The organism is Mucilaginibacter sabulilitoris (genome assembly GCF_034262375.1).
GTDB classification, from domain to species: Bacteria; Bacteroidota; Bacteroidia; order Sphingobacteriales; family Sphingobacteriaceae; genus Mucilaginibacter; species Mucilaginibacter sabulilitoris.
Genome location: NZ_CP139558.1, coordinates 7,237,347 through 7,251,969 on the forward strand (window position 1 = coordinate 7,237,347; position 14,623 = coordinate 7,251,969).

Below are 14,623 nucleotides of genomic sequence, written 5' to 3' on the forward strand. Positions count from 1 at the left end.
TACCTATTTTATCATTATGAAACCAAAATTAAATTTATTATTAGCAGGATTTCTAATAATAATTACAAGTTGCCAAAAATCAAATTCAAACCTGTCTTCCGAAAAACAAAATCAAACGGCTTTTGAGCCTATCAAAATTTCTTACAAAGACACCACTTCTGTTTACAGATTATTCAAACCTTTTAAAACATCTGAAAAGGATGATTTATCTAAACTTGAATTACAATCAGCATCGGCAAAGATAGCTTTACCAAGAGTTCAATTAACCTACAAGGGTAATGGAACGTATGACGTTATTCTTTGGAACAATCAAAACAATGAAAGATTAGACTGTACTTATACATTCTATAGTAATGGTATTCCAGCTCCGATACCTCAATATAATAGGATGAGTTATGAAGTAACAGATCCTGCAATTGTTTTTAAATGGGAAACGCCTGCTGCCGGTAATTATAAGTTTGTAATATACTATCATACGGGTGTTGATGCCGGAAGAACGGCAGAGTTACCTGTCACAATTTATAATCAACCTGTACCGCCTCCCGGAAGGCTTGCTTTATACCGCTATATTAATCCTTATACTGGTCACCATATTTACACTACTAACTGGCAGGAATTGGCCAGTGGTTCACAACTTTTTGTTTTTGAGAAAGTTCAGGGTTATATTTTGCCAAGTTCGGGCCCAAATACGTTATTAATATACAGGTATTACAACCGCGCCTCTGATGATCACTGGCTTTCTACATCTACAGCCGGGGCAAGTGGCTATGTACGAGAAGGAGGAGTTGGATATATAGACCTTGCACCTACTTCAGATAGTACATTACCTTTAATTGAATATTTCAGCACCACACATGGTCACGCATACGTAACACCACCTGAAACCCTGCCCGCTCCTGATGTTATGGGAGGCACCTTAGGTTATTTAGCTTCTCCGCAATAATTAAATTACTTTAATTATATAATTTCATAAAAATCACACAAAATGCTGTAGCAACCCTACAGCATTTTGCGTATATAGAGCTGTACAGAATAACAAAAACATTATTTAAATGTTATGTTATTTATATGTTTTACTTTTACCCCAATAGATGATATCAGTAATTATATGCTCTGCCAATGAAACCTTGCTAAAGCAGGTAAGTGAAAATATAGCGGCAACAATTGGTGTTCCTTACGAAATAATCGCTACTGAAAATAGTTCCGGGACCCATGGAATTTGCTCGGTTTATAATAAAGGTATATTTAACGCCCGGTATGATACCTTGTGTTTTATGCACGAAGATGTGCTTATAAAAACTGATAACTGGGGTCAGGTTGTGGTGAATATATTTAAAGAAAATCCCGACCTGGGTTTATTAGGCGTTATAGGGAGTTCATACAAACCCATGACCCCATCGGGCTGGGGTGGCCTGGGCCCAAATACTTATTACAGCAACCTGATACAGCATCATAAACACTCCAACAGGCCAACCGAGCACGTTTTCAGAAACCCCAATAATGAAAAGCTTGCACAGGTAGCCTGCGTTGATGGGGTTTGGCTGTGCACTACCAAAAAAATTGTAAGCCAGTTTATGTTTGATGAGATAAACTTTACCGGCTTTCATGTTTATGACCTTGATCTCTCGCTATCTATCGGGCAGAAATATAAAGTAGCTGTTACCTACGAGGTTTTAATTGAGCATTTTTCGGAAGGCAGGTTTGATAAAGACTGGATGCTGGATACGATCAGGCTTCATGAAAAATGGAACAAAGTACTGCCGGTAAACCGGGAAAACTTAACTCCCGAACAGGTAATATATTCAGAAAAAGCTACTTTTAAACACTTTATAAAACTGTTGTCGTCGTTAAACCTGCCATTAAGTTATGCCAGCAAAATGCTGATGATGAACAACAGGTATTACGACCTCAATTTTAAGCTATTTTTTAAGCTGCACTATTACATTATTTTAAGACACCTGCGCATAACAAAGATTAACCCACCAGGTTAATATTATTTATACACAAACACCCTTTTTAATCTTCATTAAAGGTTTGCATATCTATCAGCTTTTTATACAAGCCATTATTTTGCAGCAATTGCTGATGTGTTCCCTGCTCAATCACGCAGCCTTTTTCGAGCACGATAATAATATCGGCATTTTGAATAGTGCTCAGGCGGTGAGCTATAATGAGTGAGGTGCGATTTTTCATGAGGTTATTCAGCGCATCCTGAACCAGTTTTTCTGATTCGGTATCCAATGCAGAGGTAGCCTCATCAAGCAGCATAATTGGCGGATTGTTCAGCACCGCCCTGGCTATGCAGATCCTTTGTCTTTGCCCGCCTGATAGTTTAGTGCCCCTGTCGCCGGCATTGGTTTGGTAACCGTTATCGGTTTCCATGATAAAGTTATGCGCATTGGCAATACGAGCGGCTTCCTCAACCTGGGCCTGCGTAACATTGGTTTTACCAAAGGCTATATTATTAAAAATGGTGTCATTAAATAATATTGATTCCTGATTAACAATGCCCATCAGCGCACGTAATGATTCGGAAGTAATTGATTGGATATTTTTATCGTCGATATAAATTGTGCCTATTTGCGGTTCAATAAATCGCGGCAACAGATCCATCAGGGTTGATTTGCCCCCACCAGATGGGCCCACCAGCGCTACAGTTTTACCTTTCGGAATCACCAGATTAAGCTTTTTCAGCACATACTTATCCGGTTCAACATCTTTGCTGCCATCATTTACAGCAGCCTTATTTTTATAAACAAAGGATACGTTTTCAAATCTTACGCTGTTGTTAAATTCATTTATTACAACGGCATCGGGAGCGTCAGTTATCTGTGGTTTTTCGTCAATAAGGGCCAGTACACGTTCGCCTGCGGCTATGCCTGAGTGTATATTACTAAAAGAATCGGATATGGCCTTAGCCGGGCGCATTACCTGCGAAAACATAGCGATGTACACGATAAAATCGGCAGCCGATAAAGTACCCTGATGATTAATGATCAATGAACCGCCGTACAACACGATACCAGCTACCATTAACACCCCCAAAAACTCAGATACCGGCGACGCCATTTGCTGCCGTTTGGCCATAGAACGCGTAATTCTGGAGTACTCCTGGTTTTCATGGTCAAACCTGTTTTTGATGAATGTTACCGCGTTAAATGCCTTTATGATCTTGATACCCGATAAGGCCTCATCCAGGTTACTGATCATGTTACTATAGGTTTGTTGCGATGCCGCTGCCTGTTCTTTTAACCTTTTAACAATTCGTGATATTACAAATGCCGATACCGGGATAATCAGCATTGAAAACAGCGTAAGGTTAACCGAGTATATAAATAATGCGGCAAGATAAGCTACTAATTGAAAAGGTTCTTTAAATGCAACCTGTAGTGTACCTGTAACCGAAAATTGTACAACCTGCACATCGGCAGATATTTTAGATAAGATATCGCCCTTGCGTTCATTGTTAAAATACCCCAGGTGCAGGTTCATCACATTGTTAAAAACCGTGCGACGCAGGTTAAGGAGGGTATAAATCCGCAGGTTTTCCATAATACGCTGCGACAGGTACCTGAACAGGTTGCTCAACAGTACCGACACAACAATAGCCGCGCAAACAAACTTTAAAGCACCCAAAGGGCCATACTCATGGTTGGCCATATGCGAAAAATATTCAAAATCTTTTAACGGGTTTAACCAGTTTACAGGTTTAGGCACTACTTCGGTTGCCGTTTTGGGGTCAAATATTGTGGTTAACAGTGGCGCCAGCAAGGCGAGGTTAAGTGTATTAAATATTACCGAAAATATAGTACATAATAAATATGGAACAGCAAATTTCCCGATAGGCCTGGCAAAGGATAGAAGTCTGAAATAAGTCTTCATTAAAATTATTTATAAAGATGCAAAGCTAACAGTAATTAATTATATGCAGGTTTATATATCAGTGTTTGCTCAATTTGAATTTTATTTCTTCAGCGGTTTTTATAACCCTTCTGAACACGCGCGTATTGAACATGATGTTCCAAAACACCGAACCCGACAAGTAAAACCTTTCAATAGTGGTATTTACATATCGCCCTTTCATAAAACGGGTATATTTTGCCTTTGCCCGTTTTAATATGTCATAGTACGATATATCTGCGTTGCCTGTGCTTTTGTGAATCAGTAAAAAATCAATTACATAGGCCGAGTACCCCAACAAACTGCCCACCATGCACAGATCTAACCCATACATATGATATCCGCCAATATCGCCGGATAATGCAATGTTGGCGCTATTTTTTACAAGTATAAAATTTTCATCAAGACAGCCAACCTTTTGCGGAACGGTTCCCTGTATATCAATAAAGCCATCGGGGTAAGCTATTTTTATAACCATGCGTTTATAAAGCCTGTTGGCCCCTCCCGCATTACCCAGTAGCCCCCAGGTAGGGTCAAGGGCAGTGATACCGGCAATTTGTTCTTCCAGCAAGGGCCTGCTATTTTCACCGATAAGCTCAATATCCTGGTGGCATAAAATAATATATTCGCCAGTGGCCTTTTGCAACATGGAGTTAATACCCTGATAGGCATCCATACGGTTCAACTCGCTGTTATCAACAATCAAATATTCGCAAACATCTTCAGTAAAACCTCCCTTTATAAAAGAATCCAGCATCTCCATATACTGCTCTTTATGGGTAACCAGGGTACAAACAGAATATTTGTATTTATAAACCGGCTTTTCAATCTGCTTAATAAATTCAGGTAGCACGGTCATGTTTATCAGATTTTAAAAGTTGGTCGAGCGTTTTAATAATACTTTCCTTAACAGTTATAAAAGGTATATATTGCTGTTTGGCTATGGCATTTTTTATAAAGTGCTGTTTAGCCTTGCGCATTGAGGACATTTTCTTTATAAAAAGATTGTAGGCCCGGTAATAATATAATTTACCGCTTATCCACCTGACCAGCAATGACAAAAATGTAACAATATGCCACAAATATAAGCGTATACCCTGTAGATGAAAATAATGCAGTAGTAGCTTGTTACGGGTGCTTATAATTTTAATGGTATTTTTAGAACTATGCGCTTTTATAGTTGATGATACCGCATGCCAGCACACGGCGTTGTGTTCGTAATAACATTTCCACCCGTTTTCCCAGGCTCTTAAAGACAGGTCAAGATCTTCATGATAAAATGGTGCGAATAGCTCGTTAAACCCGCCAAGTTCCAATAGCTTTTGCCGGTTTACTAAAGCGTTGGCCCCGCTTAAATAATAGGTATATACAAATTCACCATTACCTATAATATCCAGGTTTTTAATGTGATTGATCTTGAATAATGAGTGGCGGGGATATTTGCAGGCTTCAACCATTTTATCAGTTGCTTCGTCAAGGATGAGGCCCATAACGCCAAAGGTATCGGGGCTACTAAAATATTTCAGCTGGGCGGCAAAGTAATTTTCGCTGAGCTTAATATCGCTGTTCAGCAGTAAAACCAGCTCAAGGCCGGCTGCTGCTATGCCTTTATTAATATTAACCGAAAAGCCACCGTTCTTTTCACTCCTGATCAAAATAATTTCGGGATACTGCTGCAAAATAAAATCGGCACTATCGTCGGTTGAGGCATCATCGGGTATTATAACCTCATAACGGCCACCAAATTTTTTCAGCGCAGCAAATACAAAGGGCAGGTTTTTAGCCAGCAGGTTTTTACCATTATAGTTAGGTATTATAACAGATATGCCCGTGTTATTGCTGGTATTTTGCATCAGATAGATATAAGCAGTTTATTTATTCCACGTATTAATTTTAGCGGCAACCATGGCAATAGTTATGCTATTTAAGTTATCTACTGTACTTTCTAAAAAACCGGACTTTTCCCCGAGCGGCGCCCACCTGCCCGGATGTATAGGCCTTTGTACAGGGAATAGCCCAAGGGTATTGATACCGGCGGCGGCGGCTATATGCAATGGCCCAGTTCCGGATGCCAGCAAGCCATCGGCGTTAAAAATAAACGCTATCAATTCGGGAAGGGTCATTTTGCCACTCATATCAGTTACGTTACCGGGCAGTGTCATGACCCATTCGCTTAATAACAGTTTTTCTTTTTCGGAGCCGGTGATAATAATATTGAATTTACCGGTTGATAGTTCACCTATTAACCCGGCAAAATTACCAAGCCCCCATTCCATACCGCTGCCATGCGATTTTGGGTGAATTATGAGGTTAAATTTATCCTTTGCTAAAATATTTGCTAATGGCGCGGGCAGCTGTACAGTACGCTCAAAACTATAGTGATCAATTACCTGCTTTAGTGATGGCACGTATGTTAAGCCCAACGGTTTTAATAAAATGAGATTGAGCTGCGCTTCATGCAAATCCGATTTTTTACGGCTGAGTTTTACCAGTTTATTACAGGTAAACCAATGGTATAGCCGGTTTGTAGTCCCTATTCTTAACCTGATGCCTGCGTTCCTGGCAATGGCGGCTACATGTTTGTTAGGAAAAACGTGAATAATAACATCAATATTTTTATCCCGAAGGTAATCAGCCTGTGCACTTTCGGGCAGTTTCCTGATATCGTCGTAGTTTATAAAACCGTCAACCGCTGTACAGGCGGCAATAACAGGCTGGGTATAGGTACGGCCCAAAAATGAAATAACGGCGCCAGGTATCAGTTCTTTTATATAGGCAGCCATTGACAGCGTAAGCACCACATCGCCAATAGCATCGGTCCTGCTGATTAAAATATGTGGTATTTTTGTTTTATCAATGCTGGGCATGTTTTTTAGTTGTGATAGCCTATTAGCCAGCTAACCGCTGTGCAATTGCAATATTAAAGATTAAATTAACTTATTGTAACGATAATTTTATTGATTTGTATTAATACATTTATGTTGCGTGCGAACAATAAAGCTATTCAATAAAAAAATCGAAATTGAGCCACTACCAAAATATTGATCCTTCTTCTGATAATTTTCGCTCGGTTGCCCGTGCCTTAACCATTGTAGAAAACGGATTACGCGGTGCTGATGAGCTTTTAAAAAACTTAACCTTTGAAAAAAACACGCCTGTAATTGGCATAACCGGCCCGCCGGGGGCAGGTAAAAGCACGCTGGTAAATTCACTTATCAACCATCTTTTAATCAATGGCAATAAAGTAGCTGTGCTGGCGATAGACCCTACCTCGCCGTTTAATTTTGGATCGTTACTGGGCGACAGGATCAGGATGGCGCCGCATTTTAACAGCCCTGATGTTTTTATACGCTCACTGGCTACCCGGGGTTCGTTGGGCGGCTTATCGGCCAAAACCATTGAAATGACCGATGTATTGCGTGCCGCAGGATTTGATTATGTACTGGTAGAAACCGTTGGTGTGGGCCAATCGGAAGTTGAAATAGCCGGACTTGCCGATGTTACCCTGGTAATGCTGGTACCCGAAGCCGGTGACGAGATACAGCATATTAAATCGGGACTAATGGAAATTGCCGATGCCTTTATTATTAACAAAGCCGACAGGGCCGATGCAGACGTGTTTGCCAATAACTTAAAAAAGATAATAGGACAAAAAAACGGCGACCAGCCGCCCGTTTTTAAAACTATAGCCTCGCAGGCAAACGGCATTACGGAAGTTGCGGACTTTGTAAGTTCGGCGGCAAATACACCGCACAAACGCCGCGAATTACTAATGACTGAAAAAGCATACAAACTCATTCAGCAAAAATTAACGCAACACATTGATAAAAAAAAGCTTCAGCAAAATATTGCTGAAGCTTTAACCGATAAAAAATTCAATCTGTATAGTTTTGTAGATACTTATGTATAGTTTATAATGAATATGCAATTTAGTAACAGGCTAAATTGTTTTAAGCGTTCAAAAATCAACTATTCATTATTTCTTCAATATGTTCGGCCTCCACTGGAATACCGGCCATGAGATCACGGTTACCGTTTTCGGTAATTAAAATATTATTCTCTATCCTGACACCCAAACTCTCTTCTGGTATATATATACCTGGTTCACAGGTTAATATATTACCCACCTCAAATGCTTTATAGCGACTTGCAAAATCATGAACATCCAAACCCAGGTGATGTGAAGTACCATGCATAAAATATTTTTTATACAAGGGCGTATTAACATCCTGCTTTTCAACGTCATGCTTATCCAGTAAACCTAAACCTATCAGCTCTCGGGTCATTATTTTGCCAACCTCATCCTGATAATCGTTCCATACCGTTCCGGCTACTATCATTTTAGTGGCTTCGCGCATTACGCGTAAAACAGCATCGTAAACGGCCCGCTGACGTTTGGTGAAACGCCCGTTAACAGGTACCGACCGGCTCATATCGGCATTATAATTAGCATACTCAGCAGCAAAGTCAAAAAGTATTACGTCACCATCGTTACAAACCTGGTTATTATCGGTATAATGCAGCACAACAGCATTTTTACCAGATGCAAGTATTGGGCTATAGGCGTGGCCGGTAGCCCGTTGTCTTAAAAACTCGTGTGTAATTTCGGCTTCAATTTCGTACTCGGCAACACCTGGTTTCAGGAACTTCAATACCCTTACAAAGGCGTCGTTGGTAATATCGCAGGCCTTTTGTGTGAGGGCTATTTCTATATCTGACTTTACAACACGCAAGTCGCGCATAATCAGGGCCGAACGTTCATACTTGTGCAATGGGTACTTTAACCTCAGCGCCTCGTACATTCGCAAATCACGATAAGGAACTATATGGCTGTAGCGGTCATTTTCATTAGTATTAATATAAATATGTTCGGCATAGTTAATAATACTCTGCAAAATAGTTTCATATTCATGCAACCAATAGATATTTTCTATACCTGATGCTACGCGGGCTTCTTCCTTAGTATATTTATGCCCTTCCCATATAGCTATATGCTCATTGGTTTGTCTTAAAAAAAGTACTTCTCTGTATCCTTTATTAGGACAATCCGGGAATAAAATAAGTATACTTTGCTCCTGATCTATACCTGTAAGGTAAAAAAAATCAGGGTTTTGCTTAAATAGAAAGGCTTGATCGCCACTTCTCGGAAATTCATCATTTGAGTGAAATATCGCAATGGAGTTATATTTTGTTCTTGAAACGAAATTTTTTCTATTATTTGTAAATAGATTATTTTCTATTGAAGGATATTTCATATTTCTCTGCCGATTATGATTTTTTTTTCTTTATTTGTGTAACTATTACAATTTTTGGAACAATGTTTGGTCATGGTTTCAAACATAATTACTAAATTTGAAAAAAATCACAATTAAAATCGTTTAATCTTAAAAACTATGAATTATTCTACATTAAAGAAAACAGTCGCATTGTCATTTGCTTCTTTGATGGTTGTAACAATGGTGAATGCACAAACAGATTCTACCGCAACTACAACTACAGCAACTACAACGTCGTCTGAAGCTACTACCCCCAAGGTATTTGGTGGTTTAGGTCAGTACAAAAAATTTAGCATTGGAGTAAACGTTGGTGCAACATCACCTTCAGTTGCTACTGGTGGCTCAAATGATTTTACACACAATAAAATTCAATTAGGCTACGGAATTTCATTCAGGGAGCAACTTGCGCATTCATTTGGTTTGCAATTGGATTTACACGGTGGTAAAGTAGCCGGTGATAACAGCAAAGAACCAGGTAATGGTAGCGGCTATCTTGCTTCTGAATTCGAAACCAAATTTTGGTCAGGTACTTTAAGCGGTGTTGTAAACGTTGCTACAATTGACTTCTTACGTCGCAAAAACTCAGTTAACTTCTTCGTTACTGCAGGTGCTGGTTTAGCTTTATACACACCTAAAGTTACCTACAAAAACGGTACGGTAGTTGATTTTGATGGTATCGCTGGTGGTACTCCAGGTAATCCAGGAACAAGCAAATTCGTTAAAGAATTGATTATTCCTATTGGTGCGGGCGTTAAATTCAGACTGAGCGATGTTGTTGCGTTAAACTTAGGTTATACTGAAACTTTTGTTGACGGCGATAACTTTGACGGTTTAAACAGAGCCTACCCTACAAAAGATAAATATAGTTACGGATATGCTGGTTTAGAGTTCACTTTAGGTTCAAAATCAAAACCAAGCTTAGAGTGGGTTAACCCAGTTGCTCTGATGTATGATGAATTGTATGATGCTGCATTACGTCAGGAAGTTGAAGCTTTAAAAGGCCGTGTAACAAATGTTGAAAACGCTGTTAATGACCTGAAAAAAGATTCAGACGGTGACGGTGTTGCTGATCAGTTTGACAAATGCCCAGGTACTGCTGCTGGCAGCGTAGTTGACGGTTCAGGTTGCGTTATCGTATTCCCTAAAGATACTGTTGCTACTCCTACCGCTACTGCTTACTCAAACATCCAGTTTGAATTTGACAGCTCAGTATTAAGAACTTCATCTTACCCAGTATTAGATGCTACTTCAGCTGACTTAAGGTCTGCAGGTAAATCTGTTGAAGTTGACGGTTACGCTTCATCTGAAGGTACTGCTGCTCACAACATGTCTTTATCTAAAGACCGTGCTAACTCAGTAAAAACTTACTTAGTTAACTCAGGTGTTGACGCTAAAAAAGTTAAAGTAAAAGGCTTTGGTGAAACCAATCCAATTGCTGATAACTCTACTGAAGATGGACGTGTATTAAACCGTCGTGTTCAGTTCAAACAAAAATAATATCAATTTAAATATTATTGCGAAGGCTCCGGATAACCCGGAGCCTTCTTTGTTTTTAGTGGTTTTTAAATTGGGTAAATTGGTTAGTAGTATAGATAAAATACCTATCCAAAAGAACTTCAGTACTATAAAGAAATTCAAAAACATACCAGAAAAACGAGAAGAAATGAAACGGCCGGTAATAGAAATATTTTTTGCCCTTATAGCAATCTGCATATTTTGTTGTGTACAAACTACTCAGGCACAAGTGGGGCTATTTGTAGCTAAAGACGAAAGAATTGCCAAATTTCAAAAAGAAATCTTACAGTATCTGGTAAAAGAAAAGCAATTCAGGGACAGTACAAGCGACGAAATTACCTTCGAACGCTATCAAGACAGGATGATAGTTCGACGACGCCTTGAGATTTATACTGATAGTTCAGTCAACGATATTCTGCTAATTAAATTTCAGGCTAATGTTGATCACTGCGATAAATTTTGGGGAGTGCTGACCCAAAAGAGAAGCTATCTTTTCTATGATTTTGAAGATCTCCAATTTCAATTATTAAACAAAGAACTCAACATTAATAATGTGAGATTAATAAAAGAGTATTGTGAAACTAACAACCATTAGCCTACGACTTACCCACACCCCGAAAAGTTCAGCGCTGTCCGAATGTCTCCGACTTCGGACGACTATGATAATAAAACAATAATCTGCACATCTAAAATTTGCAAATCTGTATATCTCCCTACTTCACACTCTTACGAAGCACAATAAAATAACCTCCTATAAATACAATTACAGATATTATAAGGCTTATCATTACATCGCTGGTAAATACATCTATTTCAATTTCTTTCATTGCTTCATTGCCGCGGTGTATCATAGTAGATATGGCAACTGCGGGTTGTGAATAAGGAAAAGCATAACTATACTCCCAGTTTTTTGAGGCCGCAATAACGCCCGCTATGGTGCAAACAAAACCAATCCCCATTGGCTTCAGAAAATCGGCCCAAAGCAGGCTAAGCAAAAACTGTATGGAAAGTATGCCCAGGGATGATAAAAAGAGCTTAAAATAAATTTGCGCCAGCTCCTTTTCCATGTGGTAATTATCAAACCTGAGCTGCGGCTTTACCACGCTTAATAAATTACCAAAACCAATGGTAAACAACATAAAAAGGGAGAGGCATAAAAATATCAGGAACACCGCATATGCATACTTGGCCGTATAAACCGCCCACCGTGAAATAGGCAGGCTAAACAAGCTTTTCCAGGTATCGGCCCGGTGTTCAATGCTGTTAACCGCGTAGGCTATAAAAATAGCGTATATAGGCAATAACAATGTGCCCATAATACTCAATATAGTGCCTGCAAACTGGAACCATAACCTTATTGGCTCCATACGCGAAAGCTGCTCGCTGTTGGTATAAAACCCGATAAATAGAAACAAGCAAATGAGAAAAGGAAGCAATACCGAGGCCCAAAAACTTAACGTTTTCCTGCTCTTATAAAACTCCGAACGGAATGATAACAGGAACCCTTTCATTTTAGATAAGATTAAATCAGGCGTTTTGTGTAATAGATAAAAATAGTTTCTCCAGGTCCTTTTGTTGTTTACCAATGCCGAATATTATGTATCCGTTTTGTGTAAGTAATGTGTTGATGTCGCCCATCTGGCTTCTTGAGGTATAGGATACATATACATGATCGTCGGTTACATCTGTAACCTCATAATGCTTACGGGTAAGCAAATTGGCTGCATCAACCGTATTATCTGTTTCAATACGGATCATTGGCTGGCTAATGGCTTCCAAATCCTTTATGCTGCCCTGAAACAGCAACTCACCCTTGTCAATAATACCTACATGTGTGGCCATACGTTCCACCTCGGCCAGCAGATGGCTCGATATAAAAACAGTTTTTTGATGCCGGCGCACCAATTTGATAAGCAGCTCACGTATTTCAATAATACCATTTGGATCAAGGCCGTTAGTTGGCTCGTCGAGTATAAGCAGTTTAGGGTCCGGGAGGAGGGCCAGCGCAATGCCCAGTCGTTGTTTCATGCCTAAAGAATATTGGCCTGCTTTTTTATTGGCGGCGCTGCTTAATTGCACCAGGTTCAGCATCTCGTCAACACGTTTTGCCGGTACTTGTAATAATAAAGCCCTGTTCAGTAAGTTTTCTTTGCCTGTAAGGTGCGGATAAATTGCGGGCTGCTCAATAAGCGCCCCTATTTGTGATAATATGCTGATGCGGTTTTTTTGGAGTTCCTGTTCAAAAATGTGGATGCTGCCGTGCTGAGTTTTTAGCAGATTTAACAGGAGTTTGATAGTAGTGGTTTTCCCGGCGCCGTTTGGGCCAAGAAAACCATATATACTTCCTTCGGGAACTTGCAATGCCAGTGACTTAATCACTTGCTGGTTGCCGAAGTTGAAGGATAACCCTTCAGTACGAATTACCATACATTATTATTCTTCGCTATAGAGCAAACTGTTTTAACTAGGGTAACACCTTTATAAAACAATGAGGTAGCATGTACCGAAGTACCAATTACTGCCGATTCCTTTTTTTGATCGAACTGGTAGCTTACACCTAATATAAGGGCAAACATTACCGGTATCAGTAACATAATAAAAGGATTCGAATTTTTGATAAGCGTTTTCATTGTGTGTGATTTGATAGAACAAAAGAATACTTTTTATTTGGGCCGCTAAAAAGTATTAGACCAACACACCGAGTTTATAGATGAACGCTTATTTACCCAAAATAACCTGTTCATCGATTTTAAATGCCCGTTCATCGATAAAATAAAATACTATATATAAATGTACCAACATATAACAATCAAAATATTAAATTAGATGCCAGTACCTTACAAAGGTAATTTAATACAAACTGGATGCAGGTTTCAATTTCATCAGACAAACAATCGCGTATTATAAAAACGGGCTGGCAAGTGTTCTGGCATTTACTTTTTTGGCTGGGCATCATATCCCTTTTCCTGTTCCTGGCACACAGCAATACCAAATTGGGTAATAAAGAGCTATTGATATTATTCCTGCTTTATCCCACCATTAATATCAGTTTGTTTTATATCAACTTCCTCATTTACATTCCTAAATTTTTAGATAAGAAACGCTACTGGGCCTATGCCGTGTTTATCATTATTACCATTATCGCTTATGGCTTTGCTAAATACGGCGTTGGCTTAATATTTAAAGAATATGTGCTGGTGCGCATGAAAGGTGAGGTAATTACCTTTGCCTCCTACTTTTTAAGCACTGTTTTCACCAGTATCATTTTTGTGTTTTTAAGCACGGTACTCAAATTCACTACCGATTGGTTTTTGAACGAACGTATACAGCACGACCTTGAAAATCAGCGTTTAAGCGCCGAACTGGCCTTTCTTAAATCGCAGATAAACCCTCATTTTTTATTCAACTCCCTAAACAGCATTTACTCCCTGGCTTATCAGCGGTCTGAAACCACCCCAGAGGCTATACTTAAGTTATCGGAAATTATGCGCTACATGCTGTACGAGTGTAATGATAATAAGGTTGACCTGAGTAAGGAACTGCAATATCTTCACAATTACATCGATCTGCAAAAAATCCGTTTTGGTAATAAAGCTTTTATTGATTTTAAAGTATTGGGCGATGTAACCAATCAGCAAATTGCACCGCTGCTGCTTATCGCTTTTATCGAAAATGCCTTTAAGCATGGCATTGCAAATGATGCAACCTCACCCATAAAACTGCTGATCAATGTAGACCAATGCAACCTGCACTTTTATATACAAAACAAAAAACATACCCACAACCGAGACGCAATAGGAGGTATAGGTTTAAATAACGTGCAAAGAAGGCTTAACCTGCTTTATCCTCATAAACATACTTTAAAAATAAGGGACGAAGTTGATACTTATACTTGCGAATTATCCATAGTTTTATAGGGTAAAAACCAAACC

The 14,623-nt window shown here is 39.3% G+C and carries 14 protein-coding genes; 6 read left to right on the top strand and 8 right to left on the bottom strand.

Annotated elements, in window-relative coordinates:
* Nucleotides 1-16 precede the first annotated feature (16 nt).
* Both SNE25_RS30515 and SNE25_RS30520 read left to right on the top strand, forming a co-directional pair.
* Complete coding sequence (locus tag SNE25_RS30515) at nucleotides 17-943, top strand: hypothetical protein (protein ID WP_321562788.1); 927 nt, start codon at nucleotides 17-19, stop codon at nucleotides 941-943.
* A 148-nt stretch (nucleotides 944-1,091) separates the two neighbouring features.
* Nucleotides 1,092-1,991: a glycosyltransferase gene (locus SNE25_RS30520; protein WP_321562789.1), complete on the top strand. Its 900-nt coding sequence runs from the start codon at nucleotides 1,092-1,094 to the stop codon at nucleotides 1,989-1,991.
* A gap of 25 nt (nucleotides 1,992-2,016) precedes the next feature.
* On the opposite strand, the gene SNE25_RS30525 is transcribed toward SNE25_RS30520, so the two are convergent.
* The 4 genes from SNE25_RS30525 to SNE25_RS30540 are packed head-to-tail and all read right to left on the bottom strand — an operon-like array spanning nucleotide 2,017 to nucleotide 6,767.
* Nucleotides 2,017-3,882, bottom strand: coding sequence for an ABC transporter ATP-binding protein (locus tag SNE25_RS30525; protein ID WP_321562790.1), 1,866 nt, complete (start codon nucleotides 3,880-3,882; stop codon nucleotides 2,017-2,019).
* 58 nt (nucleotides 3,883-3,940) lie between these two features.
* Entirely contained in the window at nucleotides 3,941-4,759 is an 819-nt protein-coding gene (locus SNE25_RS30530) for a hypothetical protein (protein ID WP_321562791.1), read from the bottom strand.
* Nucleotides 4,743-5,753, bottom strand: a complete 1,011-nt coding sequence (locus SNE25_RS30535; protein WP_321562792.1) for a glycosyltransferase family 2 protein — start codon at nucleotides 5,751-5,753, stop codon at nucleotides 4,743-4,745. The genes SNE25_RS30530 and SNE25_RS30535 overlap by 17 nt, the downstream gene beginning before the upstream one ends.
* 18 nt (nucleotides 5,754-5,771) lie before the next feature.
* The gene (locus SNE25_RS30540; protein ID WP_321562793.1) at nucleotides 5,772-6,767 is read right to left on the bottom strand and encodes a glycosyltransferase family 9 protein; all 996 of its coding nucleotides are present in this window, start codon (nucleotides 6,765-6,767) and stop codon (nucleotides 5,772-5,774) included.
* A 155-nt stretch (nucleotides 6,768-6,922) separates the two neighbouring features.
* Between SNE25_RS30540 and meaB the strand changes: the two genes are divergently transcribed.
* Nucleotides 6,923-7,810, top strand: coding sequence for a methylmalonyl Co-A mutase-associated GTPase MeaB (gene meaB, locus SNE25_RS30545; protein WP_321562794.1), 888 nt, complete (start codon nucleotides 6,923-6,925; stop codon nucleotides 7,808-7,810).
* Between the two features lie 55 nt (nucleotides 7,811-7,865).
* Here meaB and SNE25_RS30550 read toward each other — a convergent pair whose 3' ends face one another.
* Nucleotides 7,866-9,155, bottom strand: a complete 1,290-nt coding sequence (locus SNE25_RS30550; protein ID WP_321562795.1) for an aminopeptidase P family protein — start codon at nucleotides 9,153-9,155, stop codon at nucleotides 7,866-7,868.
* Nucleotides 9,156-9,293: 138 nt separating this feature from the next.
* Between SNE25_RS30550 and SNE25_RS30555 the strand changes: the two genes are divergently transcribed.
* Nucleotides 9,294-10,673: an OmpA family protein gene (locus tag SNE25_RS30555; RefSeq protein ID WP_321562796.1), complete on the top strand. Its 1,380-nt coding sequence runs from the start codon at nucleotides 9,294-9,296 to the stop codon at nucleotides 10,671-10,673.
* Nucleotides 10,651-11,286, top strand: a complete 636-nt coding sequence (locus SNE25_RS30560; RefSeq protein ID WP_321562797.1) for a hypothetical protein — start codon at nucleotides 10,651-10,653, stop codon at nucleotides 11,284-11,286. Before SNE25_RS30555 ends, SNE25_RS30560 begins: the two co-directional genes overlap by 23 nt.
* 118 nt (nucleotides 11,287-11,404) lie before the next feature.
* On the opposite strand, the gene SNE25_RS30565 is transcribed toward SNE25_RS30560, so the two are convergent.
* Genes SNE25_RS30565 through SNE25_RS30575 form a run of 3 tightly spaced genes read right to left on the bottom strand, consistent with a single transcriptional unit; the run spans nucleotide 11,405 to nucleotide 13,321 of the window.
* Nucleotides 11,405-12,202: an ABC transporter permease gene (locus SNE25_RS30565; RefSeq protein ID WP_321562798.1), complete on the bottom strand. Its 798-nt coding sequence runs from the start codon at nucleotides 12,200-12,202 to the stop codon at nucleotides 11,405-11,407.
* Between the two features lie 16 nt (nucleotides 12,203-12,218).
* On the bottom strand, nucleotides 12,219-13,118 hold the full coding sequence (locus tag SNE25_RS30570) for an ABC transporter ATP-binding protein (RefSeq protein ID WP_321562799.1): 900 nt from the start codon (nucleotides 13,116-13,118) through the stop codon (nucleotides 12,219-12,221).
* Complete coding sequence (locus tag SNE25_RS30575) at nucleotides 13,112-13,321, bottom strand: hypothetical protein (protein ID WP_321562800.1); 210 nt, start codon at nucleotides 13,319-13,321, stop codon at nucleotides 13,112-13,114. The genes SNE25_RS30570 and SNE25_RS30575 overlap by 7 nt, the downstream gene beginning before the upstream one ends.
* 234 nt (nucleotides 13,322-13,555) lie before the next feature.
* On the opposite strand from SNE25_RS30575, the gene SNE25_RS30580 reads away from it, so the two are divergent.
* Entirely contained in the window at nucleotides 13,556-14,608 is a 1,053-nt protein-coding gene (locus SNE25_RS30580; RefSeq protein WP_321562801.1) for a sensor histidine kinase, read from the top strand.
* Nucleotides 14,609-14,623 lie beyond the last annotated feature (15 nt).